Consider the following 25,440-nt stretch of genomic DNA (forward strand, 5'->3'; position numbering starts at 1 on the left):
GACCAATGTGCGATGCCCCAAGCGGGTCTCTTGTCGTCCCGGCACATTGGCGTCAGGACAGCATCATTAGTCAATTTTCTGGCGCTCCCGATATGGGAATGCCATCCCGTTTTGAAAAGGAACTTTTCCGTGGAACCGCCGAAAAAATCTGGACCGCCGCGCCGGTCAGGCCCCGGCGGTCCCAGGCGTCCGGCCGGCACCAAAACCGGCACTCCGGTCACGCCCGGTTCCCGCCCGGCACGCCCGCCGTTCAAAAAGGCGAAAACGGCCCCAGCGAAGCCCGCAAACCCACATCCTGCCCGGGCGGCGGCAGCTGCCGGTGGCAAGACTGAGCCTCAACGGATCGCGAAACTGCTCGCCCGCGCCGGCGTCGCCTCCCGCCGCGAGATCGAACGGATGATCGAGGAAGGCCGCATCACCCTGAACGGCGAAGCGATCACGACCCCCGCGACGCTGCTCTCGTCGCTCCACGGCATTGCGGTCGACGGCAATCCGGTCGCTCAGCCTGCGCCCACCCGCCTGTTCCTTTTCCACAAGCCATCGGGTTTCCTGACCACCGAGCGCGACCCGCGCGGCCGCCCGACCATCTACGACAAGCTGCCTGCGGATCTGCCTCGGGTCATGCCGATCGGCCGTCTCGACATGACGACCGAAGGGCTGCTGCTGCTGACCACCGACGGCGAGTTCAAGCGGCAGATGGAACTGCCCTCCACTGGCGTGCCGCGCACCTACAGGGCACGGGCGTTCGGCGAGGTCAGCCAGAATCAGCTTGAGGACCTGTTCGAAGGCATAGAAATCGACGGTATCCGCTACGGCCAGATTGAGGCCAATCTGGAACGCCGTACCGGCCGGAACCAGTGGATTGAAATGACCCTGACCGAAGGCAAAAACCGCGAAGTCCGCCGCGTCCTCGAACATCTGGGCCTTCAGGTGAATCGCCTGATCCGCACCAGCTACGGCCCCTTCCACCTTGGTGAACTGGCCTCCGGCGCGGTTGAGGAGGTTCGCCAGCACGACCTCATCCTCTTCCGCAAGAGTCTGAAGGCGCCGAGATGAGGATCATCGCAGGCCAATGGCGGGGACGCCCGCTGTCCGCGCCCAAGGGTGATGCCACCCGTCCCACGGCGGACCGCACCCGCGAAACGCTGTTCTCCATGCTGCTGAGCCGCATCGGTTCCTTTGAAGGCTTGACGGTGGGCGATTTTTTCGCCGGTTCCGGGGCCCTCGGCTTCGAAGCCCTCTCGCGCGGTGCCGCAAGCTGCATTTTCGTGGAACAGGATCGCGCCGCCCTCGACGTGATCCGGGCAAATGGCGATAAATTGGGCATCCGTCCGGACGTCCGCCAAAGCAGCGTCCTGTCCCTCGGCCCGGCGGGCAAAGCGCTGGACCTCATCTTCATGGACCCGCCCTATAATACGGGAGCGGGATCGGTGGCGCTCGACAAGCTGAGCCGTCTGGGCTGGACCGGACCCGCCACCTGGATCAGCATAGAAACCGACCGCCGCGAGGACGTGGAGGTCAAGGGCTTCGCCATTGAAGCCACTCGCGATGTCGGCAAAGCCCGTCTCACACTGTTAAGAGCAGAAGAGTGACCATATGATTGGGAATCCCTGGCTCCCGCGCAGACAGGAGCCAGGTTTCGATTTCCGGTTCAGGCCGCTTCGGCGTCCTCATAAGCCACCGCTTCCTTGGCGATCAGAATATTCGCCAGAAACCAATAGGCCTGCCCCCAGGCGTTGAGCACGGCATCGGTCGCCACCTCTGCCCCCAACACATCCCGAATAGCCGGCAACAGCGCCTCAGCCACCTTGGGGTAATGCTCGGCCTTTACGCCAGTTTCGACATGGCGCTGCACCATCCGCGCAACCGCGCCGTCAAGCGCCTGCAACTTGTCGATATTTTCAGCATAGCCCAGTATGGCCGCAGCCAGTCGCTTGGGCTGCTCGCCGCTTTCCTGCGCGGCCTGGTCGAACATGTCCCTGATCGATGCATCCTGAAACAGCCGTGCATACATGGCCGTCGTGATTTCCACCCCATGCTGACGCAGCGCGGGTGCGGTAGCCTTGACGATGGCGATGGTGTCGGCGGTCAACTGGGTCATGAAATGCACCTTTCCTTGGAGACTCGATGAAGGTGTATTTAAATTGCATCTTTTAAGATGTAAATAGAATGAATGTTTGAATGCGCCGTTCGCGCTTTTAACGGTGACTCCATGCAATTGACCCGCCACACCGACTATGCCCTGCGCGTCCTGATCCACCTTGTGGTGGCGCCCTCCGGCCGCGCCACGATATGGGAAATTGCCGACACTTACGGCCTGTCGCGCAACCATCTTATGAAGGTCGTCCATCATCTGGGTCAGGGAGGATTTCTCGATACCCAGCGCGGACGCGGCGGCGGCTTCACCCTCGCCCGTCCGCCTGAAACGATCAGCATCGGAGAAGTGGTCCGCCATTGCGAACCCGATATGAACATGGCCGACTGCGGCTCCTGCGCGATCCGCCCCGCCTGCGGCCTGTCAGGCATATTAAAGGCGGCCACCGCCGCCTTCCTCGCCGTCCTCGATCAGCACAGCCTGGCCGATGCATCGCGCGACCGGGCCGGGTTGGCGGCGATCATCGCCGCCCTGCCCGGCCCGAACGCCTTACCTAATGATGCCTGCGCGCCGTCTTCTTCATCGCCCGCGGCGCCTCACTCGGATTGATGCAACTGTCCTGTACGGTCTTGCTGCACAGCGGATAGTTTTTCGCCTCGATCGGCGGCGGCGTCATATTGCCGCCAACGGTCGCCGGATTGGCTGAACTGCCAACCGGCGCGGTCGGATCCCTGGGCACACCGGCCGGCGCCGGAGCCATCCCTGTATCAGGCGGCACGGCCCCTGTCGGCTGCCCCGCATTGGGGTCCGCCCCCACAGGCGACGTGGCCTGAACGGGCGGAGGCGACGCATTGGCGGCAGGCTGCTGTGCGGATGCGGGCATATCCTGCGCGACAGCGAATCCGGTGACGCCGGAACCAAAGGCCAGCATGGCCGCGCCCGCAAATAGGATCGATTTCATCGGGATCATCCTTTCATTCTTCTTCACCCCGTTCCGCCGCGTGGGCTGAAGAAAAAACCGGATTTGTGACGCCAGCGTTCCGGCCACGACGACGAACCGTGGCTCACTTGCCGCAAGATGAACCCTTTCCCTGTCAAACCTCTGGATAGCGATCGAATTTCGGCAAATCGCAGGCCGCCTCCATCCAGGGAGCGGCTTCCGCATATTGCACATGAACGGCCGGCGGAAAGGCCGACTGATCATCCAGCGTCGCCGTCTGGATATCCACCATGCCCGGAAAGGCAACGGCATTGTGGTAGAACAACCCCGTTCCGCAGGTCCCGCAAAACTGCCTTATGGCATTTTCCGACGACCGGTAACTCACCGGCTCACCGCTCACAGTCACCATATTTTCGGGGAACAATGCCCAGCCGACCATGGGCGCGCCGGCGCTTTTCCGGCAATCGGAGCAATGGCAAAGCACGCTATAAGCCGGTTCGCCCCGCGCTTCATATTGGATCGCCCCGCATTGGCACCTTCCCGTAACCACGGCCTTTCTCCTTGCATGATTCTCCTTTTGTTCTCATAAACGACGGGCGGGCGCAAGAGCGCGCGCCCTTGCCGCCCTTCGTTCCGCACCCTAGTTGATGGCCATGACCCTGCCCGCTCCCTCACCCGACGATCCCGCCTATCTTCAGGGCCTCAACGAACCGCAGCGGGAAGCTGTACTCACCACAGAAGGCCCGGTCCTTGTCCTCGCCGGCGCGGGCACGGGCAAGACCGCCGCCCTCACCGCCCGGCTCGCCCATCTGATCGCCACCCGCCGCGCCTACCCTTCGGAAATCCTCGCCGTCACCTTCACGAACAAGGCGGCCCGCGAAATGCGTGAGCGTGTCGGACGCATGATCGGTCCGGCGGTCGAGGGCATGCCCTGGCTCGGCACCTTCCACGCCATCGCGGCGAAGATGTTGCGCCGCCACGCCGAACTGGTGGGCCTGCAATCCAATTTCACCATCCTTGACACCGACGATCAGCTTCGCCTGCTAAGACAACTCGTCCAGGCCGAAGGGATCGACGAAAAGCGCTGGCCCGTACGCCAACTGGCTGGTCTGATCGACCAATGGAAGAACCGGGGATGGACCCCGGAGGAAATCGGCGCAGGCGAAAGCGAAGGCTATGCCAATGGTCGGGGGCAGAAGCTCTACGCCGCCTATCAGGCCCGGCTGCGCGATGTGAATGCCTGCGATTTCGGTGACCTCCTGCTGCATGCTCTCACCATATTGAAACGCCATCGCGACGTTCTGGAAAGCTATCAGCAGCGCTTCCGCTACATCATGGTGGATGAATATCAGGATACGAACAGCAGCCAATATCTCTGGCTCCGCCTGCTCGCCCAACAACGCAAGAATATCTGCTGCGTGGGCGACGACGATCAGTCCATCTACAGTTGGCGCGGCGCGGAGGTCGCCAACATCCTTCGCTTCGAAAAGGACTTTCCGGGCGCGAAAATCGTTCGCCTCGAACAAAATTACCGCTCGACTCCCCATATCCTGGGCGCAGCGTCCGGCGTGATCGCGGAAAATGGCAATCGCCTCGGCAAGACGCTCTGGACCGAGATCGACGTGGGCGAGAAGGTGCGCATCATCGGCGTGTGGGACGGCCCGGAGGAAGCGCGCCGCGTCGGCGACGAAATCGAATCGATCGAACGCAGCGGCCAGTCGCTGGATCAGGTCGCCATCCTCGTCCGCGCCCAGCATCAGACCCGCGAATTCGAAGACCGCTTCATCCAGATCGGCCTGCCCTATCGTATCGTTGGCGGCTTTCGCTTTTACGAACGCGCTGAAATTCGCGACGCGCTCGCCTATCTGCGCCTCGTCAACCAGCCCGCCGACGACCTTGCCTTCGAGCGAATCGTCAACGTTCCCAAACGCGGCCTGGGCGACAAGGCGGTCGAAAAGCTCCACCGGCTCGCCCGCGCCGAATCCATTCCCCTGACGCTTGCCGCCGCGCGCATCCTCGACACCGATGAACTCACGCCCCAGGCCCGCCGCAGCCTTGGCGCCTTCATCGGCGACCTTGCCCGCTGGCGCGACCGCGCCGCGCAACTGCCCCACGCCGAACTCGCCCGGCAGATATTGGACGAAAGCGGCTACACCGCCATGCTTCAGGCCGAGCGCACCGCCGAAAGCGCGGGGCGGCTGGAGAACCTCAACGAACTCACCCGCGCCATGGAGGAATATGAAACGCTGGGCGCGTTCCTCGAACATGTGTCGCTGGTTATGGACAATGAGGCGCAACAAGACGAGCGCAAGGTCACAATCATGACCATCCACGCCGCCAAGGGGCTGGAATTCGACACGGTATTCCTCGCGGGCTGGGAAGAAGGCATCTTCCCGTCACAGCGCGCCCTCGACGAAGGCGGCCTCAATTCCCTGGAGGAAGAACGCCGCCTCGCCTATGTCGCGCTCACCCGCGCGCGGAAACGCTGCATCGTCCTCCACGCCGCCAATCGCCGCATCTACGGCCAGTGGACCAGTTCCATTCCCTCCCGATTCGTGGGCGAATTGCCGCCCGAACATGTGGAGGAGGAAAGCAGCATGTCCGGCGGCGCCTCGCTCTGGCGCGCCAACTGGTCCGAGCGGGCCGACCCCTTCGCCAATGTCCAGCGCGGCACGGGACGAGGCCCCGGCTGGCAACGCGCGCAACAAAGCGGGCATTTTGTGAAGGAGCCGGTCCGCATCGTCGAGGCCCGCGCGTCCGCCGTTTCACTCGGCAACAAGGGTCGCGACGACATGAGCGTCGGTCTGCGCGTCTTCCACCAGAAATTCGGCTACGGCACAGTCGCGGAGATCGAAGGCAACAAGTTGGAGATAGATTTCGAAACAGCGGGCCGGAAGCGGGTCATGGACAGCTTCGTCCAGCCCGCATGATCTGTCGTTGGAGACAAATGCGCGGACCTGACCTGCCGGCGGTCAAGGCGATCTCCGACGCGGTCCACGGCGCTTATACGGAGAGCGAATCGATCTATGCGGAAAGGCTGGCGCTCTACCCCTCAGGCTGCCTGATATTGGAAGGCGACGGAATGCCAATCGGTTATCTCATCGCCCATCCCTGGCACAGCCGGACGCCGCCGCCCCTGAACATACCTCTTGGCGCGATTCCCGCCGATGCCGACACCTATTATCTGCATGACATCGCGCTGCTGCCCGCTGCCCGAGGCAATGGCGCAGGCGTTCAGGCTACCATATTGGCTATGAGCGAGGCCGGAAAAGCCGGGTTCGACACGATCACATTAATGGCAGTAAACGGCGCCGATCGTTTCTGGGCCTCGCAGGGCTTCAGCCCAGTCGCAGACCAGCCAGCCCTTTACGGTCCTGAAGCGCAATTTATGTGGCGCCCTTTGCCCCGCTAGAGCAGTGAGCACAAAGTAGGAATCGCGGACGATTCCTTTTTGCGCGGATTTGTGATTCATGTGCCTGTGGAGGTGAACCATGGGCAGAGCATATTCGGCTGATTTGCGGGAACGGATATCGGCGCACGTAAGGGCGGGACACTCGCGCCGGGCGGCGGCCCGCCATTTCGGTGTGAGCGCGAGTTGCGCAGTGAAGTTGTTGCAGCGAGTGGAACGAACAGGTTCGGCTGCTTCTTCACGAATAGGGCGGCCACGCGGCGCTGGTAAGTTGGCGCCGTATATGGCCCGGTTGACGGGCTGGGTGGATAGGGAACCAGACATCGGCATGTCGGAGCTGTCCAACAAGCTTGCAGCGGAGACGGGCGTAGTTGCCCATCCGGCATCCCTCTCGCGGGTGCTGATCCAGGCTGGCTATCGGGTAAAAAAAAACGCTGCTGGCCAGCGAGTGCGGACGCGATGATGTCGCTCATGCGCGACTGCGATGGCGCCTCGACCGGCAGCCGCAGATGCGCGCAAAGCCTCATCACCTCGTCTTTCTGGATGAGACGGCGACCACCACGAAGATGACCAAGCTTCGTGGCCGGGCGCCAAAAGGAGAGCGTCTCAAGGCCCGCGCTCCGTTCGGTCATTGGAAAACGCAAACCTTCATCGCGGGGCTGCGCTGCGATTGCTTGGTTGCCCCGTGGGTGATCGACCAACCGATGAACCGGCGCCTGTTCGAAACCTATATCGAAACCCAGTTGGCGCCAACGCTCAGCCCCGGCGATGTTGTGATCGCCGACAATCTGTCGAGCCACAAAAGCGAAAAGGTCAAAGCCTGCCTTAAAGAGCGAGGTGCGTGGATCCTTTTCCTCCCCGCTTATTCACCCGATTTGAACCCAATAGAAATGGCCTTCGCTAAATTGAAATCGCACCTGCGACGGATCGGGGCGCGGACCATCGATGAGCTATGGAAGGCTCTCGGACATATCTGCGACCTCTATTCTGCCGAAGAATGTTGGGAATATTTCAAGGCCGCCGGATATGCGTCCAACTAATCGCTCACCGCTCTAGCCGTTCGCCAAGCCGGACTCGTGCCTATATGAAATCGGACGCTGGACGTGCGCGAAGGGCGGAGACAAAACGGCATCGACCCGAAGCCGCTTTCCATGATGTCGGGAATAATCGTTTCGGAAAATTGGTGGAGCCTAGCGGGATCGAACCGCTGACCTCCTGCATGCCATGCAGGCGCTCTCCCAGCTGAGCTAAGGCCCCATCGTTGCGCGGCATCATACCGCATCCCAATGGATCAGGCCATGACCGGCATGAAGCCGTCGGCCATATCTTCGACGCAAGGTCATTCATAACCTCACGACACCCCTCGCTTGCGCTCGGGAGTTTTTCGGGAAAATGTCCCCCGGACATTTTCTTTCTCCGAAAAACTGGTGGAGCCTAGCGGGATCGAACCGCTGACCTCCTGCATGCCATGCAGGCGCTCTCCCAGCTGAGCTAAGGCCCCGTTTCCAGTCTGGCGCCGTTTGGGTCCGGCGCCCCGGAGGTCGCTGCCATTAGGTGGCGGCGAACTCCTTGGCAAGCACAAAATTCAATTAATTGTCGTCGTCGCCGTCGTCGCCGCCAGCATCGACGCCCAGATCGTCGTCACCGCCCAGATCGACGTCATTATCCGGCGAATCGCCGTCATCATCCACGTCCAGATCCAGGTCCAGATCGTCGTCAGCCGTCTCACGTTCGCCATCGGCGGTTTCGATGATCTTCTTGGGCGCTTCCTCATAGGGCAGCGGCTGCTTCGACTTCAGCACCGGCTCGGGCTCCCAGGCCGTACCGCAGTTGATGCAGGTGACCGGGTCATCCTTGCCCAGGTCGTAGAAGCGCGTGGCGCATTTCGGGCAGGTACGCTTCGTGCCCCATTCAGCCTTGACCATGTCCGGCCTTGTCCTTCTTGCGAGTGCTCAAAACAGAGATTACGCGGCACGACTGGGTCGCCCGCGAAGAGACGGCGCCTTGCCATAGCGAAACCGCGCTGTCAAAAGCCGGGCGCATTTTTTCAAGTTTTGCAGACGGATTGACCCGTGACCGCTTCTTCCGACCAGCCCACCCCGATGACCTTCACCACTGCGCCCGCGCTTTCCGGCTCGATCACCGTGCCGGGCGACAAGAGCATTTCACACCGCTCGCTGATGCTTTCCGCCCTGGCCGTGGGCGAAAGCCGGGTCGAAGGACTGCTGGAGGGGGAGGACGTTCTCGCCACCGCCGCCGCCATGCGGGCCATGGGCGCCGACATCCGGCGCAATGCCGACGGCATCTGGCATATCCATGGCGTCGGCGTAGGTGGCCTGCTGCAACCCGACAGCGCACTCGACATGGGCAATAGCGGCACCTCGACCCGCCTTCTCATGGGCCTGATCGCCAGCCACGCCATCACTGCCACCTTCGTGGGTGACGCCTCCCTCAGCAAGCGCCCCATGGCCCGCGTCACCGAACCGCTCTCCCGCATGGGCGCAAGCTTCACCACCAGCCCCGGCGACCGCCTGCCGCTCACCATGCGCGGCGCCTGCCCGGCCGTGCCGCTGGACTACCGCCTCCCCGTCGCCTCGGCACAGGTCAAGTCGGCGATCCTGCTCGCGGGCCTCAACGCCCCCGGCATCACCCGCATCGTGGAACCGATCCCGACCCGCGACCATAGTGAGCGGATGCTCAAGGGCTTCGGCGCCGATCTCAATGTCGAAATCGAAGCCGACGGCGCCCGCATCATCACGCTCAAGGGAGAAGCCGAACTTCGCCCGCAATCGATCACCGTCCCCGGCGACCCCTCCTCCGCCGCCTTCCCGATGGTCGCCGCGCTGCTGGTCCCCGGCTCGAAAGTCACCATCGCCAATGTTGGCCTCAACGCGACCCGCGCAGGCCTGATCGACCTGCTGCGCGAAATGGGTGGGGATATCGTCATCGAAAATCCACGCGAAGTCGGCGGAGAGCCGGTTGGCGACCTCATCATCACCGCTTCGGCTCTGAAGGGTGTCGACCCCGACCCGGCGCGCGCGCCGTCGATGATCGACGAATATCCCGTCGCCTTCATCGCCGCAGCTTTCGCGGAAGGGCACAGCACTTTCCGCGGCCTTGAGGAATTGCGCGTCAAGGAATCGGACCGCATCGCCACCATGGCAACCGGCCTGCGCGCCATTGGCGTTCGCGTAGAGGAACTGGAAGACGGCATTGTCATCGAGGGTAGCGGCGGCGCGCTCCTGCCCGGCGGCGGCCCCATCTCCACAAAACTCGACCATCGTATCGCCATGAGCTTCGCAGTGGCGGGCCTCGTCTCGAAAAACGGCGTGGCCATCGACGACATGCGTCCCGTCGCCACCAGCTTCCCCGGCTTCACCGGCCTGCTGCAGGCACTCGGAGCCCTGATATGACCTTCGACTTCGCCAACATCATAGGCCTGATCGGCAGCGGCCTGATGATCGCCGCCTATGCCTATAGCAATGTGGCGAAGGTGCTGAATTTCACCCTGTTCAACCTGCTGAACCTGATCGGCGCCCTGCTGCTCATTTCCTCGCTGATGGTTCACTTCAACATCGCATCGATGGCGCTGGAAGTCGTCTGGGCCTTCATTGCGCTCATCGGCCTCACCAAGGCGCTGCGGAAAGGCAAAGCATCATGATCATCGCCGTCGACGGCCCCGCCGCCTCGGGCAAAGGCACGATCGCCAAGGCGCTCGGCCGCCATTATAGCCTGCCCGTCCTCGACACCGGCCTGCTCTACCGGGCGGTAGGTCTGGCTGTACTCAAGGCCGGCGGCGATCCCGACCATGAAGCGGACGCTCTTGCCGCCTGTGATTTCGAGGATGCCGTCCTGACAGACCCTGCCCTGCGCAGCGAGGCCGTAGGCTCCCTCGCCTCGCGCGTGTCCACTCATCAGAGCGTCCGCCAGGCGCTGGTAAAGCGCCAGCGCGACTTCGCCACCCAGCCAAGCGGCGCAATCCTCGACGGCCGGGACATCGCCACCGTCATTGCCCCTGATGCCGATGCCAAGATCTTCGTCACCGCGAGCGTTCACGTCCGCGCCCAGCGCCGCTATGACGATGCCCTGTCCCATGGCGGCCATCCCGATATGGACAGCCTGATCGCGGACATTCAGGCCCGCGACACCCGCGACATGAGCCGCGACCATGCCCCGCTGCGTATGGCCGATGGAGCGGACTTGCTCGATACCAGCAATTTGACTATAGACGCCGCCGTCCAGCAGGCCATTACACTGGTGGACGCCCAGTTGGAACGTCGGCAACAGGCCTGACGCGATGCCGGGTGCCGGGGATTCCCAGGCGCCCTTTTCGCTTATCCACAGGGCGTCGACTCGTTAGGGCCGAACGGATGTTCGCGTGCTATTCGGGTGCGCGGGCGGTTTGGCCTGAAAGACCACCGGATACAACCGGTAGGCCAGTAATGACGAGTGAAGGACTTAAATATGGCCTCTACGGCATTCCCCTCGCGCGACGATTTCGCCGCGCTTCTCAATGATTCTCTCGGTGGCGAGGACGGCGGCTTCGAAGGCCGTGTCGTCAAGGGCACCGTTACCGGCATCGAAAACGACATGGCGCTGATCGACGTCGGCCTGAAGTCGGAAGGCCGCGTGCCGCTGCGCGAATTCGCCGCGCCCGGCCAGAAGGCTGACCTGAAGGTCGGCGACGAAGTCGAAGTCTATGTCGACCGCGTCGAAAACGCCCATGGCGAAGCCATGCTGTCGCGCGACCGCGCTCGCCGCGAAGCCGCCTGGGACAAGCTCGAAGCCGAGTTCACCGAAAATGCCCGCGTCGAAGGCGTCATCTTCGGCCGCGTCAAGGGCGGCTTCACCGTCGACCTCGACGGCGCCGTGGCGTTCCTCCCCGGCTCGCAGGTCGATATCCGCCCCGTGCGCGACGTCACCCCGCTGATGGACATTCCGCAGCCCTTCCAGATCCTCAAGATGGATCGCCGCCGCGGCAACATCGTCGTGTCGCGCCGCGCCATTCTGGAAGAAACCCGCGCCGAACAGCGCAGCGGCCTCATCCAGACGCTGGCCGAAGGTCAGATCATCGAGGGCGTCGTCAAGAACATCACCGATTACGGTGCGTTCGTTGATCTGGGCGGCATCGATGGCCTGCTGCACGTCACCGACCTGTCGTACAAGCGCATCAACCACCCGAACGAGATGATCAACATCGGCGACACCGTCCGCGTTCAGATCATCCGCATCAACCGCGACACCCAGCGCATCAGCCTTGGCATGAAGCAGCTGGAAAGCGATCCGTGGGAAGGCGCCGCCGCCAAGTACCCGGTCGGTGCGAAGCTGTCGGGCCGCGTCACGAACATCACCGAATATGGTGCGTTCGTCGAGCTGGAGCCGGGCATCGAAGGTCTGGTCCACGTTTCGGAAATGTCCTGGACCAAGAAGAACGTCCACCCCGGCAAGATCGTTTCGACCAGCCAGGAAGTCGACGTCATCGTTCTGGAAGTCGATCCCGAAAAGCGCCGCATCTCGCTCGGCCTCAAGCAGGCCCAGAACAACCCCTGGGACAGCTTTGCCGAACGTCACCCGATCGGCTCGACCGTCGAGGGCGAAGTCAAGAACGCGACCGAATTCGGCCTGTTCATCGGCCTGGACGGCGACGTGGACGGCATGGTCCACATGTCGGACATCGCATGGGGCATTTCGGGCGAAGACGCGCTGGCTCTGCACCGCAAGGGCGAGACGGTTCAGGCCGTCGTTCTCGACATCGACGTCGAGAAGGAGCGCATCAGCCTCGGCATGAAGCAGCTTGAGCGTGGTGGTCCGGCCGCTGGCGGCACCGCTGCTGCTGCTGCTGGCCTGTCCAAGAACTCGATCGTCACCGTGACGGTTCTGGAAGTGCGCGACGGCGGTCTGGAAGTCCAGGCTGGCGAAGACGGCGCCGCCGGCTTCATCAAGCGCAGCGACCTTGGCCGCGACCGCGACGAACAGCGTCCGGAACGCTTCCAGGTCGGCCAGAAGTTCGACGCCATGGTCACCGGTTTCGACCGCGCCAAGAAGCCGACCTTCTCGGTCAAGGCGATGCAGATCGCTGAAGAGAAGCAGGCTGTCGCACAGTACGGCTCGTCCGACAGCGGTGCGTCGCTTGGCGATATTCTTGGTGAAGCATTGAAAGCCAAGAGCGAAGGTTAAGTCTCCTTCGATATCTAACTAAAGTAATAGAGCCCGCCGGAACTTAACTCCGGCGGGCTTTTTCTATTCCCAGAATGAGAAAAACATACCGATATTGGACAATTGTCAGAAGGTTAAGGATTCAGTATAAATTAACTGGGAACCAGAAGGGGGAGTCTGGAGGACCAATGATACGCTCGGAACTGATACAGAAACTGGCTGAGGAAAATCCAAACCTCAACCTCCAGGAAGTCGAAAGGATCGTCGATCTCTTTTTCAAGGAGATTGTCGACCGCCTTTCCAACGGCGGACGCGTCGAGCTGAGAGGCTTTGGCGCGTTCACAACCCGCGCCCGTGATGCACGCACCGGTCGCAATCCGCGAACCGGTGAACAGGTGCCCGTGGACGCCAAGCGCGTTCCCTATTTCAAGCCCGGCAAGGAAATGCGGGAACGGCTGAACGATAAGGTGGTGTAGTCTGTAACACATCCTTGACCTGTGCGCTGTTAGCCTTCAGGGGAAGTCTGCCTCAAGCGGACGTGGCGAAATCGGTATACGCAGCGGACTTAAAATCCGCCTCCCCCTGGGAATGCGGGTTCAAGTCCCGCCGTCCGCACCAGCGCACAGGCAAAGACCGGCCGGTTCCTTCCTAACCTTAAAGCTGGATATTTGCGGTATTTGCCGCAATGATTGACCATGGCCGGCGCAATCAATCCCCAAAGTTTCAGCGATTCCCTCGTCATTCTTGGTGCAGCGGGACTGGTCATTCCCGGCTTCGCCCGGTTTCGCATCAGCCCCGTCATCGGTTTCATTCTGGTCGGACTGGCGGTGGGGCCATCGGGGCTGGGCGCCTTGGTCAGCCAATATCCCTGGCTTTACCATGTGACCATTTCCGATAGAGCGGCCATAGAACCCTTTGCCGAACTGGGCGTCATATTGCTGCTCTTTTCCATCGGACTGGAACTGAGCTTCCGGCGCTTATGGATCATGAGAGCGCAAGTATTCGGTGTTGGCGCTGCAGAATTAATTGGCGGCGGAGCACTCATTGCACTTGGCCTTTACTTGCTGGGGCAATCGCCTGCGGGCGCATTTGGCCTGGGGCTGGCTTTAGCGCTGTCGTCCACGGCGGTTGTGCTTCCCATGGTCGGGACGCAAAGCGCCGTCGGCCGCGCCGCTTTTTCCATGCTGCTTTTCGAGGATCTGGCGCTCGTTCCCATCATCTTCATGCTGGGTGCGCTGGCGCCATCGGTCGCCGCCAGCCCCGAGGGGCCTTGGAATGAACTGGCCAATACGCTGATCAAGAGCGGCATCACCATCAGCATCATGCTGGTGCTGGGGCGTGTCTGCCTTCCGCATATTTTCCGGCAGGCAGCGCGCACCAAAAGCCCGGAAGTGTTTCTGGCTGCAAGCCTGCTGGTCGTCATCGTGTCCAGCATGGCGACCTCTATCGCCGGGCTTTCGCCGATCGTCGGCGCGCTGCTAGCGGGCCTGTTGATCGCGGAGACGGATTATCATGGCGAGGTCGAGGTGATGACCGCGCCGTTCAAGGGGCTGGCGCTAGGGGTGTTCCTGATCACGGTCGGCATGGGCCTGGACGTGCGGGTAATCCTGGCCAACTGGCCGACGCTCGTTCTCGCGGTGGTGGGCGTCGTCCTCGCCAAGACCATTGTAACAGCCGCGCTGCTCTATATATCGGGCGCACGCAAGGGCGTCGCGCTGGAAGTCGGCGTGTTGATGGCGAGTCCGTCGGAAACCACCCTGATCGTGCTTTCCGCCGCCGCCGCCGCGCAGTTGATCCTGCCGTCCACTGCCGCCTTCTGGCAGATTGTAACCGCCATCGGTCTCACCATCACGCCGCTTCTGGCACGACTGGGCCATGACATCGCGCGGCGGTTGGAAATGGCGCTGGGCGAGGAAGCCGTCGAAGTCAGCGAGGATCATGCGGAGGCTGCCGCCGTGGTGATCGGCTTCGGCCGGGTCGGGCATATGGTCTGCGACCTTCTGCGCCTGCACAATCAGCGTTTCATTGTCGTTGAATCCGACCCCGATGTCGTTGCGGAGGCGCGGCGCGGTGGTTACCCCATATTGTTCGGCGACGTGGCGCGGACAGAGATGCTCGACAAGCTGCGCCTGGGCCATGCCAGGGCCTTGATCCTGACCATGGACGATCCGGTCCTGTCCGTCCGCTTGACGAAGCGCGTGCGCGGCTGGGTGCCGGACCTGCCGATCATTGCCCGCGCACGCGACACCGATCATGCCGCGCAACTCTACCGCGCCGGGGCGAGCGATGCGGTGCCCGAAACGCTGGAAAGCTCCCTCCAGCTTGCGGAGACGGCGCTCGTCGATCTGGGCGTGGCGATGGGGCCGGTGATCGCATCCATCCATCAGACCCGCGAGGATCTGCGGATGGGGATCAAGGATGCGGCGCAACTCGAAACGGCGCCGAAGCTCCGGCGCCTGCGGCCCGACGAGGTGCCTTAACCCTCGTCCTGCGGCGGGCTGAAAACCGACCAGCCTGTGCGCCGGGCCAGTTCCTCCAGAGCCAATGTGCCAAGCCGGCTATTGCCATTTTCATTAAGACCAGGCGACCAGACCGCGATGGAGGCGCGGCCGGGAACGATTGCCAATATGCCGCCGCCCACGCCAGACTTGCCGGGAATGCCGACACGAAAGGCGAAATCCCCCGAGGCGTCATAATGGCCGCAGGTCAGCATCAAAGCATTGATACGCTTGGCGCGGCTGGAGGAAACGACCCGGCCGCCTTCCGGATGCCGCCCGTCAAGCATCAGGTAACGGCCCGCCAAAGCGAGCTGGCGGCAACTCATTTCCATGGCGCAGTGGTGAAAATAGGTGCCCAGCACCAGATCGACGGGATGACGGACATTGCCGAAGGCGCGCATATAATTGGCGAGCGCCATGTTGCGGAATCCCGTCGCCGTTTCCGATGCCGCCACGGTTTCGTTGATGGCGATGCTGTCATCGCCGGCCAGATAGCGGACGAATTGCAGCATCTCACCAATCGCGACGCGGGGTTGATGACCGCCCAGATTGACGTCCGCGACGACGATTGCGCCCGCGTTGATGAAGGGGTTTCGCGGAATGCCCTGTTCCTGCTCCAACTGCACGATGGAATTGAAAGCGTTGCCGGACGGTTCCCGCCCCACCCTTTCCCAAAGCTGGTCGCCGACCTTGCCCAGGGCAAGGGTCAGGGCAAAGACCTTCGAAATGGACTGGATGGAGAAGCCCACATCGGAATCGCCGCCCTCAATCAATCGGCCGTCCGCCGTGGCGATGGCGATGCCGAACTGGCCAGGATCGACCTTCGCGAGTTCCGGTATGTAGCTCGCGACCGTGCCGCGATCTTCACGGATGGCTGCGGCGGCAACGATTTCGGCCAGAATGGCGGAGAGGTCCATGGGCGATCAGCTTTCGGATCGGAAGGATTGTGGTGACATAGGCCACACTATAGAAGCGCGGGAAAGCTCCGACAGGGGGTGCGGGACAGAATGTTTTGCGCTGGTCGGTCAAATGGCTTCTCCGCATATTTGCCGCTGTCATAGCTCGCGCGATCCTGTAGAGGCCGCGATAAGACCCCCTAGCAGGAGCCAAGCCCATGACTTTCCGTATGCCCGCCGAATGGGCGCCGCATGAATGGACCTGGATCGGCTTTCCCACCTATCCCAAGGAATGGCCCGGCGCTTTCGATGAAGCGCGCCAACAGATCGCGGCCTTTGCCAATGCGCTTCACGGCAAGGGGGAAGATGTGCGGCTGGTGGTCGCTCATGACGGCGATGCCGATGTCGCGCGCGGGCTAGTGACACCGGGCGTCACGATCGTGGTGCAGAAGCTGGGCGACATATGGCTGCGCGACACGGCGCCGATCGCGGTGATGCGCGGGACTGAGCGGGCGCTGGTGGATTTCGGCTTCAACGGCTGGGGCGGCAAATATCGGATGCCCGGCGATGAGGATATCGGCGCGCGGCTGGCGGCTATGACGGGCCTGCCGACCTCCACCCAGCATTGGGTGTTCGAAGGCGGCGCGGTCGACACTGACGGCACCGGGCTGTTCGTGACGACCGAGCAATGCCTGCTCAATCCCAATCGCAACCCGGAACTGGACCGGGGGAAGATCGAGACATTGCTGGCGGGATCGTTGGGTCTGTCCGACATGCTCTGGCTGGGGGACGGGCTGCTCAACGATCATACGGACGGACATGTCGACAATCTGGCGCGCTTCGTGGCACCGGGCGTTCTGGCGCTGCCCGAGGCGAGTACGGAGGATGACCCCAATGCCGCCATCTATGCGGATGCGCGGGCGCGGGCGAAGGCTTTCGGGGTCGAGGTGGCGTCGATCCCCTCCCCCGGCCGCGTCGTCGTGGATGGGGAGGTCATTCCGGCAAGCTACATGAATTTCTATGTTGGCAATGCTGCCGTCATCGTGCCCATCTATGGCCAGCCAAATGATCAGGCGGCTCTGGATGCGTTCAAACCCTTTTTCCCCGGTCGGGAGATCATCGGCCTGCGCAGCGACGCGATCCTTTCGGGCGGCGGCAGCTTCCACTGTTGCAGCCAGCAGATGCCGGCGGGCGAATGAGCGCGATGCTCGCGCTGCGCGCGCTGATTTCCGGCGTCATCATCGCCATCGTATCAGTGGTGTCGCGGCGCTATCCGGCGTTGGGAGCGCTGATCGCGTCGCTGCCGCTGATTTCGGTGATGGGGATGATCTGGCTGTGGAACGACAGGCCGGATGCCGAAAATATGGCGCGCCATGCGGAGGCGACATTCTATTATGTCATCCCCTCGCTGCCGATGTTCCTGCTGATCCCGATGTTGCTGCGGCGGGGCGTAGCCTTTGCACCCGCACTGATCGCGGGTTGCGTGCTGACGATCCTGCTCTATCTCCTGACCGTTGCCGTTGCCGCCCGGTTGGGCATTCGTTTGTAGGGTTCTGATCCATGACCAAAGTTACCGTCGCCGCGCTCCAACTGGCCTTTTCCGACGACCGGGCGGACAATATCGACATGGTCGCCGGCCATGTGGTGAAGGCCGCCGCGCGGGGCGCGAAAATCGTGCTGCCGCCGGAACTGTTCGAAGGCCCCTATTTCTGCAAGGTCGAGGACGAGGCGCTGTTCGCCAACGCGCTACCCCTGGACGAGCATCCGGCCGTGCAGGAAATGCGCAAGGTGGCCAAGGCCGAGGGCGTCTATATCCCCACCAGTTTCTTCGAGCGCGACGGCCATCACTATTACAACTCGCTCGCCATGATCGATGATGAGGGCGAGATCATGGGCGTTTATCGCAAGAGCCATATTCCCGACGGGCCGGGCTATGAGGAGAAATATTATTTCCGTCCCGGCAATTCGGGCTTCAAGGTGTGGAAGACGAAGTTCGGCACCATCGGCGTCGGCATCTGCTGGGACCAATGGTATCCCGAAACCGCGCGGGTCATGGCGCTGATGGGGGCGGAGATGCTGTTCTACCCGACCGCCATCGGCTCCGAACCCTATGATGCCGACCTTGATACCAGCCGCATGTGGCGCCGGGCAATGATCGGTCACGCGGTCAGCAACTGCATGCCGGTGATCGCCGCCAACCGCATCGGTGAGGAAGACGGGCAGAAATTCTACGGCCACAGCTTCATCACCGACCAGTGGGGCGATTTCGCTGCGGAGGCTGATGCGAAGGACAATGGCGCGCTGGTGGCGACGCTGGACTTGGAGCAGGCCAGGATGCATCGTGCCGGCATGGGCTTCTTCCGCGACCGGCGGCCGGAGCTTTATACACGGATCGCGCAGGACATCTAACAAGCAGGAGAGAGACGATGACCGTTGCCCGCCACTATATCATGCACGCGAAGGAAGGCATGGACGCCGAACTGGAAACCGCCCTACGCGCGGTGGCGGATGCGGTTCGCCCCCTGCCCGGCTGCGAAGGCGTGGAAATGCTGCGCGACCTTGGCAATGAGCGGCGATTCGTCTTCATCGAGAAATGGGCCGATATAGACGCGCACAAGGCGGCCGGCGCGGTGCTGGACAAGGGCCTGTTCGCGCCGATGATGGCCGCGCTCGACGGGCCGCCGGACGGCGCCTATTTCGACTATCTCATCCGCTGATCGATCGCCTTATTTGCTGAGCGTCAGGGCGCGGGCAAAGACGGCTTCGAACATTTCCGCCGTCAGACGGCCGGTATTCTGATTGTATCGGGAGCAGTGATAGCTGTCGATCACGATCCGGCCGTCGGGCATGCGATGCTCGGCAAGATGAGCGAAGCGCGCCTTGGGTAGCTTGCCGCCCAACGACTTGACTGTTGACTGGTGCGCGATCTGGCCAAGGGCGATGAAGACGCGGGCATGGGGAAGCGCCGCGACCGTGGGCTTCAGAAAAGCGCGGCAGTTGCGGATTTCCTCCGGCAGCGGTTTGTTCTGCGGCGGCAGGCACTTCACCGCGTTGACGATGATGATGTTGCGCAGGGCCAGCCCATCGTCCGGCCGCGCGTCATAACTGCCTTCTGTCAGGCCGAATTTGCCGAGCGTGGCAAACAACAGGTCGCCTGCAAAATCACCGGTGAACGGACGGCCAGTGCGGTTGGCGCCGTTCTTGCCTGGGGCAAGGCCGACAATGGCAATTCGTCCCGCCGGGTCGCCAAAGGACGGCACCGGCGCGTTCCACCAGTCGGGATGCTCCGCCCGGCATTCCTTGCGAAAAGCGACAAGGCGGGGACAGAGCCCGCAATCATGGGGCGGTTCGGTGTGCGGGATGGGGCTTTGCAGCGTCATGAAGACCCGATAGGCGCTGCATCATGGCCAAGACAAGCATTCCTCACCTTTATGCGCTGGCGCTGGGATCGAACCGGCCATTGTCGGCGCAACTCGCGCCTGCCCGGATATTGGATGCAGCGGTGGAGAGGATCGGCGCGCTGGGCGCCGTTCAGGCCGTGGCGCCCGTATTGACCACGCCGCCTGTCGGACCTTCACGCCGGGTCTTCGCCAATGGCGCGCTGATCGTGAAAAGTGACTTGCCACCCGATATGATGCTGGCCCGATTGCAGGAGATCGAACGATCGCTTGGCCGCCGCCGATTCAGACGCTGGGGCGCGCGCAGCATCGACATCGACATCATCTTCTGGTCAGGCGGGCGATGGAACAGCCGATCGCTGCATATCCCCCATCCGGCTTTTCGGCAGAGAGATTTCGTGTTGAAGCCCCTTTGCGCCATCATTCCGCACTGGCGCGACCCTGTTTCCGGCCTTTCGATACGTCAATTGCTCGTCCGATTACGAAAAGCGATTTCTGGAGGTTGACCATCCGCATCGCCGCCTCTAGTGCGTGCGAACCTCAAAACATGAGGGCCCTTAGCTCAGTCGGTAGAGCAACTGACTTTTAATCAGTAGGTCGCTGGTTCGAATCCAGCAGGGCTCACCACCTCTCGCCGCTCCGGTCAGGCCAATGCCTTTACGAGGATCGCGGCGAAGCACCAGATTTCGATCGACATCAACAGGCCGAACAGAATGCCGAACATGGCATGAGGCTTTAGCGCATCGTCCATCGCCCTCTCCAATTTCTCATTTCTTTCTGCAAGATGAACGAGTTAGCCGAGCAATCGGTTCCCAGGGAATTTCAACGCGCCTTTGAAGCACCATGTCGTTGCACGGCATTGTGGCCGCAATCCCGGTAATTGCGGGGAGGAGAGCCGACGAAAGCCAGGCTCATTTTCATGAGGGCGCTAAATTCGGCGGCGCCGGATCGATCATCGATCATCCTGCGCCGCTCAAGCAACGTGTCAGAGCCGTTCGATGATGGTGACGTTGGCCATACCGCCTGCTTCGCACATGGTTTGCAAACCGTAGCGGCCACCCCGGTCGTGGAGAGCGCTGACCAGCGTCGCCATCAGCTTCGCGCCAGACCCGCCGAGCGGATGACCGAGTGAAATCGCGCCACCGTGGACGTTGAGTTTTGCCGGGTCGGCTCCCAACGCCTGCGCCCAAGCCAGCGGGACTGGGGCGAAGGCCTCGTTGACTTCATAGAGATCGATGTCGGCGAGCTTCATGCCGGCTCTCGCCAGCGCCTTTTCCGTCGCGGGGATCGGGGCTTCGAGCATGATGACGGGATCGTGCCCCAGCACGGTCATCTCATGGATGCGGGCGAGCGGCGTCAGGCCATGAGCCTTGAGCCCGCGTTCATTGACCACCAGCAACGCGGCGGCACCGTCGCAAATCTGGCTGGCATTGGCGGCTGAGATCACGCCGCCCTCGGTCAGCAGCTTGACGCTGGCGATCTTTTCCAGGGTCGCGTCGAAGCGGATGCCTTCGTCGATTGTGTGGAGGACGGTTTCGCCCTCCGGGGTCACGACTTCGAGGGGGATGATTTCGGCGTCGAACTTGCCTGCCTGCGTGGCGGCGGTGGCGCGGCGGTGGCTTTCAAGCGCATAGGCGTCGAGGACTTCGCGGCTGAGGCCATATTTCTTGGCCAGCATTTCCGCGCCGCCAAACTGGCTGAAGGGCTGGTTGGGATAGCGCGCTTCGATGCCGGGGCTGCGATAAGTGCCGAAGCCATGTTTGGCGGGCAGCGTCCACGGCAGACCCATGGGTACGCGGGTCATGCTTTCGACGCCCGCTGCGATCACCACGTCCTGCACGCCGGACATGACGGTGGCGGCGGCGAAGTGCAGCGCCTGTTGCGAGGAGCCGCATTGGCGGTCGACATGGGTGCCAGGGACGGATTCCGGCAGGCCGCTGGCGAGGACGGCGTTGCGGGCGATGTTCGCGCCCTGCTCGCCACCGGGGCAGGCGCAGCCCATGATGACATCCTCGACGGCGGCGGGGTCAATCCGCGAGCGTTCGACCAGCCCTGCGAGGACTTTGCCCGCCAGATCGGCGGGGTGGACGGCGGCAAGGCGACCGCCACGCTTGCCGCCAGCGCTGCGCGCGACGGCCGCGATATAGGCTTCAGCCATTTATTTTTCTCCTGTCAGACGCCGGTGATGCGGATTCCGGAGCCGGGGACCTTATATTTGCGGTTGAGGGCGATGAGGACGGAGGTCAGTCCTTCGGCCACCACCGAATTGCACAACGGCCCGGCATTCCATGCACGCAGGCCAATCTCTTGCGCGAGCGCGACCACCATGTCGGCGGCTTCGCTGTCGTCGGCGCAGACGAGGACATCGCATTCAATCTCCTCATCCAGCTTGGTGAGGTGATGAGCGCTGATATTCTGGAAGGCGGAAACGACGCGCACCCCCTCGCCCAGCATCTTCTGCACGGCTTCGACGGCTGAGCCGCCTTCGGGGAGTTGCACGCGGCTGACCTTGGGCGGGACCAGAGGCACCGTCACGTCGATCAGTATCTTGCCCGCCAGCGCGGGTTCGACATCCTTCACCGTCGATTGCTGCGCGGCATAGGGCACGGCGAGGACGACGATATCGGCCTGCGCGGCGGCTTCCGGGTTGGCGGCGCCGGTGATGGTGCCGTTGCCCAATATCTCGTTCATCTGGGCGGCGGCTTCCTGCGCGCGCTCGGCGGTGCGGCTGCCGATGATGACCTTGTGGCCCTTATGCGCCCAGCGGAGCGCGAGGCCGCCGCCTTCCTTGCCGGTGCCGCCAAGGACGGCGATGCTCGCCAGAGTGTCATTCTGCATATTCAAATCTCTCCTGTTCTTTCCGGCGTTTGCGCGGGGGCGTGAGGATCATCGGCGTGAGTTCCTCAGCGGCCATGCCGCGGTCGTGAATGTCCTGCGTCACCGCGCCATAGGCCGTGCTGCGCTGGCGCGGGGTGCGGCTGAGCGAGCGGATCAGCGCCTCCATCGCGGCGGGCGGCATTTCCTGACCGTGCTGGGTGCCGGCGGCGCGGGAGATGCTCTCGTTCATCAGCGTGCCGCCAAGGTCGTTGGCGCCCGAAGTGAGGCAGGCCTTCACGCCCTCGGGGCCAAGCTTCACCCAACTGGTCTGGATCGAGCGGATATGCGGGTGCAGCGCGAGCCGGGCGACGGCGTGCATCAGGCGGACTTCGCGGAAGGTCGGGCCATGGCGCGCCTCTCCGCGCAGGCCCATGGGCGCTTCCATATGGACGAAGGGCAGCGGCACGAACTCGGTGAAACCGCCGGTGCGGCGCTGGAGGTCGCGGATGCGGATCAGGTGGCGCGCCCAATGGCGGGGGGTGTCGACATGGCCGAACATGATGGTGGCGGTGGTGGTGAAGCCGACCTTATGCGCGGTTTCGACCACCTCCAGCCATTGCTCGGTGTTGAGCTTGTCGGGGCAGATTTGCGCGCGGACTTCTTCGTCGAGGATTTCCGCCGCCGTGCCGGGAAGCGTGTCGAGGCCGGCGTCCTTCAGGCGGAGGAGGAATTGTTCGACCGTCAGGCCAAGGGTCGCGGCGCCCTGTGACACTTCCAGCGGGGAGAAGGCGTGGATGTGCATCTCCGGCACGGCGGCGCGAACCGCTTTGGCGAGATTGATGTAAGTGTCGCCGGTATAATGGGGGTGGATGCCGCCTTGCAGGCAGACCTCGGTGCCGCCGCGTTCCCATGCCTCGCGGGTGCGGCGGATGACTTCTTCGAGGTCGAGGTCATAGGGTTTGCCGCGCAGTTCCTCCGCCTTGTCGCCCTTGGAGAAGGCGCAGAAGCTGCATTTATAGGCGCAGATATTGGTGTAGTTGATGTTGCGGTTGACGACATAGGTGATCTCGTCACCCATCACCTGTTCGCGCAAGGCGTCGGCGCTGTCGCAAATATGTTCAAGGTCGGTTTCGCGGGCGGAGAAGAGGGTCGTGATCTCCTCCTCTGCCAGCAGTTCACCCGCCATGGCGCGCTTGACGATGGCGGCGATCTTCGGGTCGACCGGCAGGGTCGAGGGACGCGTGACGCGGGGCTCCAGCGCGATGCCCGGCGACCATCTGTCCTCGCGGGCGAAGCCCTCCGCATCGGCATGGGCGAGGATGTCGCGCACCATCGCAGCGTCCTGCCAGCGGGCATTATCCTGCGCATAGGCCGGATAGACCGGCAGGCGCGCAACCAGCATCCTCCCTTCGCCTTCGGTCGCCATGCGCAGGCGCTCGACTTCGGGCCAGGGGGCCTCAGGGTTCACATGGTCGGGCGTGACCGGCGAGACGCCGCCCCAATCGTTGATCCCGGCCGACAGCAGGCGCGGGAAGTCAGACGCCGAGAGATTGGGCGGCGCCTGAATGTTCATCTGCGGCCCCAGGATCAGGCGGGCGGCGGCAATGGTCCAAAGCAGTTCGTCCATGTCCGGCTCAGGCGCATGGGCCATCACCGTGCGCTCCTTGGCGCGGAAATTCTGGACGATCACCTCCTGAATATGGCCGTAGCGTTCGTGCAGGTCGCGAATGGCTTTAAGCGCTTCGATCCGCTCTGCGCGGGTTTCGCCGATGCCGATCAATATGCCGGTGGTGAAGGGAATTTGCAGTTCGCCCGCGAGGCGGATGGTTTCGAGGCGCGCCGCCGGTTCCTTGTCGGGCGAGCGGTAATGCGCGCCGCCCTTCTGGCAGAGGCGATCGGACACGGACTCCAGCATCAGGCCTTGGCTCACCGACACGCGGCGAAGCGCGGCCATCTCCTCACGGGTCATGACGCCTGCATTGATATGCGGCAGCAGCCCGGTTTCGTCGCGCACCAGCGCGGCCATTTCGGTGAGATAGGAGATGGTCGTGGCATGGCCGAGCCGCGCCAGTTCTTCACGGGCGGCGGCGAAGCGCAGTTCCGGCTTGTCGCCCAGCGTGAACAGCGCCTCGGTGCAGCCCGCCGCCTGGCCTGCACGGGCGACGGCCAGCACCTCCTCGCGGGTCATATAGGCGTTCTCGCCCGGACGCGGCGGCTGGGAAAAGGTGCAATAATGGCAGAGATTGCGGCAGAGCTGCGTCAGCGGGATGAACACCTTGCGCGACCAGCTCTGAACCCGGCCATGCCCCTCATCACGCAGCCCAGAGGCCGCAAGAAGAAGATCAGGCAAGGGCGCTTCCAAAAACGCATTCATCGCCTTTGATCCAAAAAACTCTCCAGCCATTCGTAGAATCCTATCCCATCTTCTTCTTTTTTGGCGGCAACGGGCTTTAACTTCAACCCACCGGGCCGGGGCGTTCAAGCCCAAAACCCTCTTTCCTGGGAATATCAGCCAACATTTCCAGCGGCAGGTCAATCGGCGCAGCCAGCAAGGCGACGAGCGATTGGGCGAAATGCTCCAGGCTCGCATCATTGCCCCACATGGGATGGTCGCGACTATGATCCACAAGGGCACGTTGCCGCGCGGACAGGACGGCACTGATATAAGCCCCCATGAACACGAAACGCTGATTTTGAATGGCCGCCGGCAGATGCGGCATCAACTTGCGCAAATGGTCGAGGCACCGGCCATAGGCGCTGTTCCATGCGGGATCGATGGCATCCAGCATCATGTCCCTGTGGGTCATGGCGAAGATGACGATGAACTGCACATAATGTTCATCCGGCAAGGCAATGACTGGGCGGATCAGGACATCGACGACCTCGCGGATCGTGCGCGGACCGCCCTGCCCCTCCAGCGAATCGAGCGCGGCATTGCGCTCCCGGTCCAGCGCTACCGCTCCGTCCATAACGATGGCGCGGACCAGCGCTTCCTTGGACCCGAAATAATAGCCGACCGCGCCGTGATTTTTCTGGCCCGCCGCCGCCGCGATTTCTCGCACGGTCACGCCATCGACGCCCCGTTCCGCGAACAGGCGCAGGGCGACTTTCTTCAATTGCTCTGCAGCCGTGCTGCGAGCCACTTCATCGGCCTTGGCGAGTTGAAGTCTGACCATGTGTGCATTTTTCTCATTGCCAAGCGGGTTCGTCAAGTGCATTATCCACTTGATC

27 protein-coding genes and 4 tRNA genes are annotated in these 25,440 nt (G+C 62.7%); 19 read left to right on the plus strand and 12 right to left on the minus strand.

Features of this window, described 5'->3' with window-relative positions:
- Nucleotides 1–129 precede the first annotated feature (129 nt).
- Together HUK73_RS06520 and rsmD are read left to right on the plus strand one after the other, a co-directional pair.
- Complete coding sequence (locus tag HUK73_RS06520; protein ID WP_176591170.1) at nt 130–1,056, plus strand: pseudouridine synthase; 927 nt, start codon at nt 130–132, stop codon at nt 1,054–1,056.
- Nucleotides 1,053–1,592 (plus strand): 16S rRNA (guanine(966)-N(2))-methyltransferase RsmD, encoded by a 540-nt coding sequence (rsmD, locus tag HUK73_RS06525; protein WP_176591171.1) that lies wholly within the window; start codon nt 1,053–1,055, stop codon nt 1,590–1,592. The genes HUK73_RS06520 and rsmD overlap by 4 nt, the downstream gene beginning before the upstream one ends.
- 59 nt (nt 1,593–1,651) lie before the next feature.
- Here rsmD and HUK73_RS06530 read toward each other — a convergent pair whose 3' ends face one another.
- Nucleotides 1,652–2,101, minus strand: coding sequence for a globin domain-containing protein (locus tag HUK73_RS06530; RefSeq protein ID WP_176591172.1), 450 nt, complete (start codon nt 2,099–2,101; stop codon nt 1,652–1,654).
- A gap of 111 nt (nt 2,102–2,212) precedes the next feature.
- Here HUK73_RS06530 and HUK73_RS06535 point away from each other — a divergent pair, with 111 nt between their 5' ends.
- Nucleotides 2,213–2,704 (plus strand): Rrf2 family transcriptional regulator, encoded by a 492-nt coding sequence (locus HUK73_RS06535; protein WP_176591173.1) that lies wholly within the window; start codon nt 2,213–2,215, stop codon nt 2,702–2,704.
- Here HUK73_RS06535 and HUK73_RS06540 read toward each other — a convergent pair.
- Both HUK73_RS06540 and HUK73_RS06545 read right to left on the minus strand, forming a co-directional pair.
- Nucleotides 2,649–3,065, minus strand: a complete 417-nt coding sequence (locus HUK73_RS06540) for a Fe-S oxidoreductase (RefSeq protein ID WP_369805446.1) — start codon at nt 3,063–3,065, stop codon at nt 2,649–2,651. The genes HUK73_RS06535 and HUK73_RS06540 overlap by 56 nt on opposite strands.
- A gap of 124 nt (nt 3,066–3,189) precedes the next feature.
- A complete protein-coding gene (locus HUK73_RS06545) occupies nt 3,190–3,585 on the minus strand; it encodes a GFA family protein (RefSeq protein WP_176591175.1) in 396 nt (131 codons plus the stop codon).
- A 103-nt stretch (nt 3,586–3,688) separates the two neighbouring features.
- Here HUK73_RS06545 and HUK73_RS06550 point away from each other — a divergent pair, with 103 nt between their 5' ends.
- The 3 genes from HUK73_RS06550 to HUK73_RS06560 all read left to right on the plus strand — a co-directional run bounded on the left by HUK73_RS06550 (nt 3,689) and on the right by HUK73_RS06560 (nt 7,484).
- Nucleotides 3,689–5,965 (plus strand): ATP-dependent helicase, encoded by a 2,277-nt coding sequence (locus HUK73_RS06550; RefSeq protein ID WP_176591176.1) that lies wholly within the window; start codon nt 3,689–3,691, stop codon nt 5,963–5,965.
- Nucleotides 5,966–5,982: 17 nt separating this feature from the next.
- Nucleotides 5,983–6,447 carry an N-acetyltransferase gene (locus HUK73_RS06555; protein WP_255326214.1) on the plus strand — a complete coding sequence of 155 codons (465 nt, stop codon included), beginning with the start codon at nt 5,983–5,985 and terminating at the stop codon, nt 6,445–6,447.
- Between the two features lie 79 nt (nt 6,448–6,526).
- Nucleotides 6,527–7,484, plus strand: a protein-coding gene (locus HUK73_RS06560) for an IS630 family transposase (protein ID WP_176591283.1) whose coding sequence is annotated in 2 segments (ribosomal slippage) — nt 6,527–6,868 and nt 6,870–7,484 — 957 coding nt in all. Because the reading frame shifts where the segments join, the coding sequence is not laid out codon by codon here.
- Between the two features lie 141 nt (nt 7,485–7,625).
- On the opposite strand, the gene HUK73_RS06565 is transcribed toward HUK73_RS06560, so the two are convergent.
- The 3 genes from HUK73_RS06565 to HUK73_RS06575 all read right to left on the minus strand — a co-directional run bounded on the left by HUK73_RS06565 (nt 7,626) and on the right by HUK73_RS06575 (nt 8,369).
- Nucleotides 7,626–7,701, minus strand: a tRNA-Ala gene (locus HUK73_RS06565).
- Nucleotides 7,702–7,869: 168 nt separating this feature from the next.
- A tRNA-Ala gene (locus HUK73_RS06570) sits at nt 7,870–7,945 on the minus strand.
- An 88-nt stretch (nt 7,946–8,033) separates the two neighbouring features.
- On the minus strand, nt 8,034–8,369 hold the full coding sequence (locus tag HUK73_RS06575; protein ID WP_176591178.1) for a TIGR02300 family protein: 336 nt from the start codon (nt 8,367–8,369) through the stop codon (nt 8,034–8,036).
- Between the two features lie 147 nt (nt 8,370–8,516).
- Between HUK73_RS06575 and aroA the strand changes: the two genes are divergently transcribed.
- From aroA to HUK73_RS06610, 7 genes are all read left to right on the plus strand, one after another.
- Nucleotides 8,517–9,857, plus strand: a complete 1,341-nt coding sequence (aroA, locus tag HUK73_RS06580) for a 3-phosphoshikimate 1-carboxyvinyltransferase (protein WP_369805447.1) — start codon at nt 8,517–8,519, stop codon at nt 9,855–9,857.
- Complete coding sequence (locus tag HUK73_RS06585) at nt 9,854–10,105, plus strand: hypothetical protein (protein ID WP_176591179.1); 252 nt, start codon at nt 9,854–9,856, stop codon at nt 10,103–10,105. Before aroA ends, HUK73_RS06585 begins: the two co-directional genes overlap by 4 nt.
- Nucleotides 10,102–10,737, plus strand: a complete 636-nt coding sequence (gene cmk, locus HUK73_RS06590) for a (d)CMP kinase (RefSeq protein WP_176591180.1) — start codon at nt 10,102–10,104, stop codon at nt 10,735–10,737. The genes HUK73_RS06585 and cmk overlap by 4 nt, the downstream gene beginning before the upstream one ends.
- Nucleotides 10,738–10,908: 171 nt before the next feature.
- Nucleotides 10,909–12,621 carry a 30S ribosomal protein S1 gene (gene rpsA, locus HUK73_RS06595; protein WP_176591181.1) on the plus strand — a complete coding sequence of 571 codons (1,713 nt, stop codon included), beginning with the start codon at nt 10,909–10,911 and terminating at the stop codon, nt 12,619–12,621.
- 167 nt (nt 12,622–12,788) lie between these two features.
- The gene (locus tag HUK73_RS06600; RefSeq protein ID WP_176591182.1) at nt 12,789–13,076 is read left to right on the plus strand and encodes an integration host factor subunit beta; all 288 of its coding nucleotides are present in this window, start codon (nt 12,789–12,791) and stop codon (nt 13,074–13,076) included.
- 56 nt (nt 13,077–13,132) lie between these two features.
- A tRNA-Leu gene (locus tag HUK73_RS06605) sits at nt 13,133–13,218 on the plus strand.
- 77 nt (nt 13,219–13,295) lie between these two features.
- The gene (locus HUK73_RS06610; RefSeq protein ID WP_176591183.1) at nt 13,296–15,080 is read left to right on the plus strand and encodes a cation:proton antiporter; all 1,785 of its coding nucleotides are present in this window, start codon (nt 13,296–13,298) and stop codon (nt 15,078–15,080) included.
- Here HUK73_RS06610 and HUK73_RS06615 read toward each other — a convergent pair.
- On the minus strand, nt 15,077–16,015 hold the full coding sequence (locus tag HUK73_RS06615; protein WP_176591184.1) for a glutaminase: 939 nt from the start codon (nt 16,013–16,015) through the stop codon (nt 15,077–15,079). The genes HUK73_RS06610 and HUK73_RS06615 overlap by 4 nt on opposite strands.
- Nucleotides 16,016–16,212: 197 nt before the next feature.
- Between HUK73_RS06615 and HUK73_RS06620 the strand changes: the two genes are divergently transcribed.
- The 4 genes from HUK73_RS06620 to HUK73_RS06635 are packed head-to-tail and all read left to right on the plus strand — an operon-like array spanning nt 16,213 to nt 18,711.
- A complete protein-coding gene (locus tag HUK73_RS06620) occupies nt 16,213–17,193 on the plus strand; it encodes an agmatine deiminase family protein (RefSeq protein ID WP_176591185.1) in 981 nt (326 codons plus the stop codon).
- Nucleotides 17,194–17,198: 5 nt separating this feature from the next.
- The gene (locus HUK73_RS06625; RefSeq protein WP_176592851.1) at nt 17,199–17,543 is read left to right on the plus strand and encodes a DUF3147 family protein; all 345 of its coding nucleotides are present in this window, start codon (nt 17,199–17,201) and stop codon (nt 17,541–17,543) included.
- An 11-nt stretch (nt 17,544–17,554) separates the two neighbouring features.
- A complete protein-coding gene (aguB, locus tag HUK73_RS06630; protein WP_176591186.1) occupies nt 17,555–18,403 on the plus strand; it encodes an N-carbamoylputrescine amidase in 849 nt (282 codons plus the stop codon).
- 17 nt (nt 18,404–18,420) lie between these two features.
- A complete protein-coding gene (locus tag HUK73_RS06635) occupies nt 18,421–18,711 on the plus strand; it encodes a putative quinol monooxygenase (RefSeq protein WP_176591187.1) in 291 nt (96 codons plus the stop codon).
- 9 nt (nt 18,712–18,720) lie between these two features.
- Here the strand turns inward: HUK73_RS06635 and HUK73_RS06640 are convergent, their stop codons facing one another.
- Nucleotides 18,721–19,374 carry a uracil-DNA glycosylase gene (locus HUK73_RS06640; protein WP_176591188.1) on the minus strand — a complete coding sequence of 218 codons (654 nt, stop codon included), beginning with the start codon at nt 19,372–19,374 and terminating at the stop codon, nt 18,721–18,723.
- A 23-nt stretch (nt 19,375–19,397) separates the two neighbouring features.
- Between HUK73_RS06640 and folK the strand changes: the two genes are divergently transcribed.
- Both folK and HUK73_RS06650 read left to right on the plus strand, forming a co-directional pair.
- Nucleotides 19,398–19,898 (plus strand): 2-amino-4-hydroxy-6-hydroxymethyldihydropteridine diphosphokinase, encoded by a 501-nt coding sequence (folK, locus tag HUK73_RS06645; protein WP_176591189.1) that lies wholly within the window; start codon nt 19,398–19,400, stop codon nt 19,896–19,898.
- Between the two features lie 45 nt (nt 19,899–19,943).
- Nucleotides 19,944–20,019: transfer RNA gene (locus HUK73_RS06650), tRNA-Lys, on the plus strand.
- A gap of 358 nt (nt 20,020–20,377) precedes the next feature.
- Here HUK73_RS06650 and HUK73_RS06655 read toward each other — a convergent pair.
- From HUK73_RS06655 to HUK73_RS06670, 4 genes are read right to left on the minus strand one after another with little or no spacing between them, the layout of a single operon-like run.
- Nucleotides 20,378–21,550: an acetyl-CoA C-acetyltransferase gene (locus HUK73_RS06655; RefSeq protein WP_176591190.1), complete on the minus strand. Its 1,173-nt coding sequence runs from the start codon at nt 21,548–21,550 to the stop codon at nt 20,378–20,380.
- Between the two features lie 14 nt (nt 21,551–21,564).
- Nucleotides 21,565–22,230: an NADPH-dependent F420 reductase gene (gene npdG, locus HUK73_RS06660; RefSeq protein ID WP_176591191.1), complete on the minus strand. Its 666-nt coding sequence runs from the start codon at nt 22,228–22,230 to the stop codon at nt 21,565–21,567.
- A complete protein-coding gene (gene cofH / locus HUK73_RS06665) occupies nt 22,220–24,613 on the minus strand; it encodes a 5-amino-6-(D-ribitylamino)uracil--L-tyrosine 4-hydroxyphenyl transferase CofH (RefSeq protein WP_176591192.1) in 2,394 nt (797 codons plus the stop codon). Before cofH ends, npdG begins: the two co-directional genes overlap by 11 nt.
- A 52-nt stretch (nt 24,614–24,665) precedes the next feature.
- A complete protein-coding gene (locus HUK73_RS06670) occupies nt 24,666–25,385 on the minus strand; it encodes a TetR/AcrR family transcriptional regulator (protein WP_176591193.1) in 720 nt (239 codons plus the stop codon).
- Between the last annotated feature and the right edge of the window lie 55 nt (nt 25,386–25,440).

It is taken from the genome of Sphingobium sp. EM0848, assembly GCF_013375555.1.
Taxonomy (GTDB): domain Bacteria; phylum Pseudomonadota; class Alphaproteobacteria; order Sphingomonadales; family Sphingomonadaceae; genus Sphingobium.

Bases quoted from the DNA above. Each gene is read 5' to 3' on its own strand.
- rsmD (WP_176591171.1), top strand. From the start codon at position 1,053: ATGAGGATCATCGCAGGCCAATGGCGGGGACGCCCGCTGTCCGCGCCC.
- HUK73_RS06530 (WP_176591172.1), bottom strand. From the start codon at position 2,101: ATGACCCAGTTGACCGCCGACACCATCGCCATCGTCAAGGCTACCGCA.
- HUK73_RS06535 (WP_176591173.1), top strand. From the start codon at position 2,213: ATGCAATTGACCCGCCACACCGACTATGCCCTGCGCGTCCTGATCCAC.
- HUK73_RS06540 (WP_369805446.1), bottom strand. From the start codon at position 3,065: ATGATCCCGATGAAATCGATCCTATTTGCGGGCGCGGCCATGCTGGCC.
- HUK73_RS06550 (WP_176591176.1), top strand. From the start codon at position 3,689: ATGACCCTGCCCGCTCCCTCACCCGACGATCCCGCCTATCTTCAGGGC.
- HUK73_RS06555 (WP_255326214.1), top strand. From the start codon at position 5,983: ATGCGCGGACCTGACCTGCCGGCGGTCAAGGCGATCTCCGACGCGGTC.
- HUK73_RS06575 (WP_176591178.1), bottom strand. From the start codon at position 8,369: ATGGTCAAGGCTGAATGGGGCACGAAGCGTACCTGCCCGAAATGCGCC.
- HUK73_RS06585 (WP_176591179.1), top strand. From the start codon at position 9,854: ATGACCTTCGACTTCGCCAACATCATAGGCCTGATCGGCAGCGGCCTG.
- cmk (WP_176591180.1), top strand. From the start codon at position 10,102: ATGATCATCGCCGTCGACGGCCCCGCCGCCTCGGGCAAAGGCACGATC.
- rpsA (WP_176591181.1), top strand. From the start codon at position 10,909: ATGGCCTCTACGGCATTCCCCTCGCGCGACGATTTCGCCGCGCTTCTC.
- HUK73_RS06600 (WP_176591182.1), top strand. From the start codon at position 12,789: ATGATACGCTCGGAACTGATACAGAAACTGGCTGAGGAAAATCCAAAC.
- HUK73_RS06610 (WP_176591183.1), top strand. From the start codon at position 13,296: ATGGCCGGCGCAATCAATCCCCAAAGTTTCAGCGATTCCCTCGTCATT.
- HUK73_RS06615 (WP_176591184.1), bottom strand. From the start codon at position 16,015: ATGGACCTCTCCGCCATTCTGGCCGAAATCGTTGCCGCCGCAGCCATC.
- HUK73_RS06620 (WP_176591185.1), top strand. From the start codon at position 16,213: ATGACTTTCCGTATGCCCGCCGAATGGGCGCCGCATGAATGGACCTGG.
- HUK73_RS06625 (WP_176592851.1), top strand. From the start codon at position 17,199: ATGCTCGCGCTGCGCGCGCTGATTTCCGGCGTCATCATCGCCATCGTA.
- aguB (WP_176591186.1), top strand. From the start codon at position 17,555: ATGACCAAAGTTACCGTCGCCGCGCTCCAACTGGCCTTTTCCGACGAC.
- HUK73_RS06635 (WP_176591187.1), top strand. From the start codon at position 18,421: ATGACCGTTGCCCGCCACTATATCATGCACGCGAAGGAAGGCATGGAC.
- HUK73_RS06640 (WP_176591188.1), bottom strand. From the start codon at position 19,374: ATGACGCTGCAAAGCCCCATCCCGCACACCGAACCGCCCCATGATTGC.
- folK (WP_176591189.1), top strand. From the start codon at position 19,398: ATGGCCAAGACAAGCATTCCTCACCTTTATGCGCTGGCGCTGGGATCG.
- HUK73_RS06655 (WP_176591190.1), bottom strand. From the start codon at position 21,550: ATGGCTGAAGCCTATATCGCGGCCGTCGCGCGCAGCGCTGGCGGCAAG.
- npdG (WP_176591191.1), bottom strand. From the start codon at position 22,230: ATGCAGAATGACACTCTGGCGAGCATCGCCGTCCTTGGCGGCACCGGC.
- cofH (WP_176591192.1), bottom strand. From the start codon at position 24,613: ATGGCTGGAGAGTTTTTTGGATCAAAGGCGATGAATGCGTTTTTGGAA.
- HUK73_RS06670 (WP_176591193.1), bottom strand. From the start codon at position 25,385: ATGGTCAGACTTCAACTCGCCAAGGCCGATGAAGTGGCTCGCAGCACG.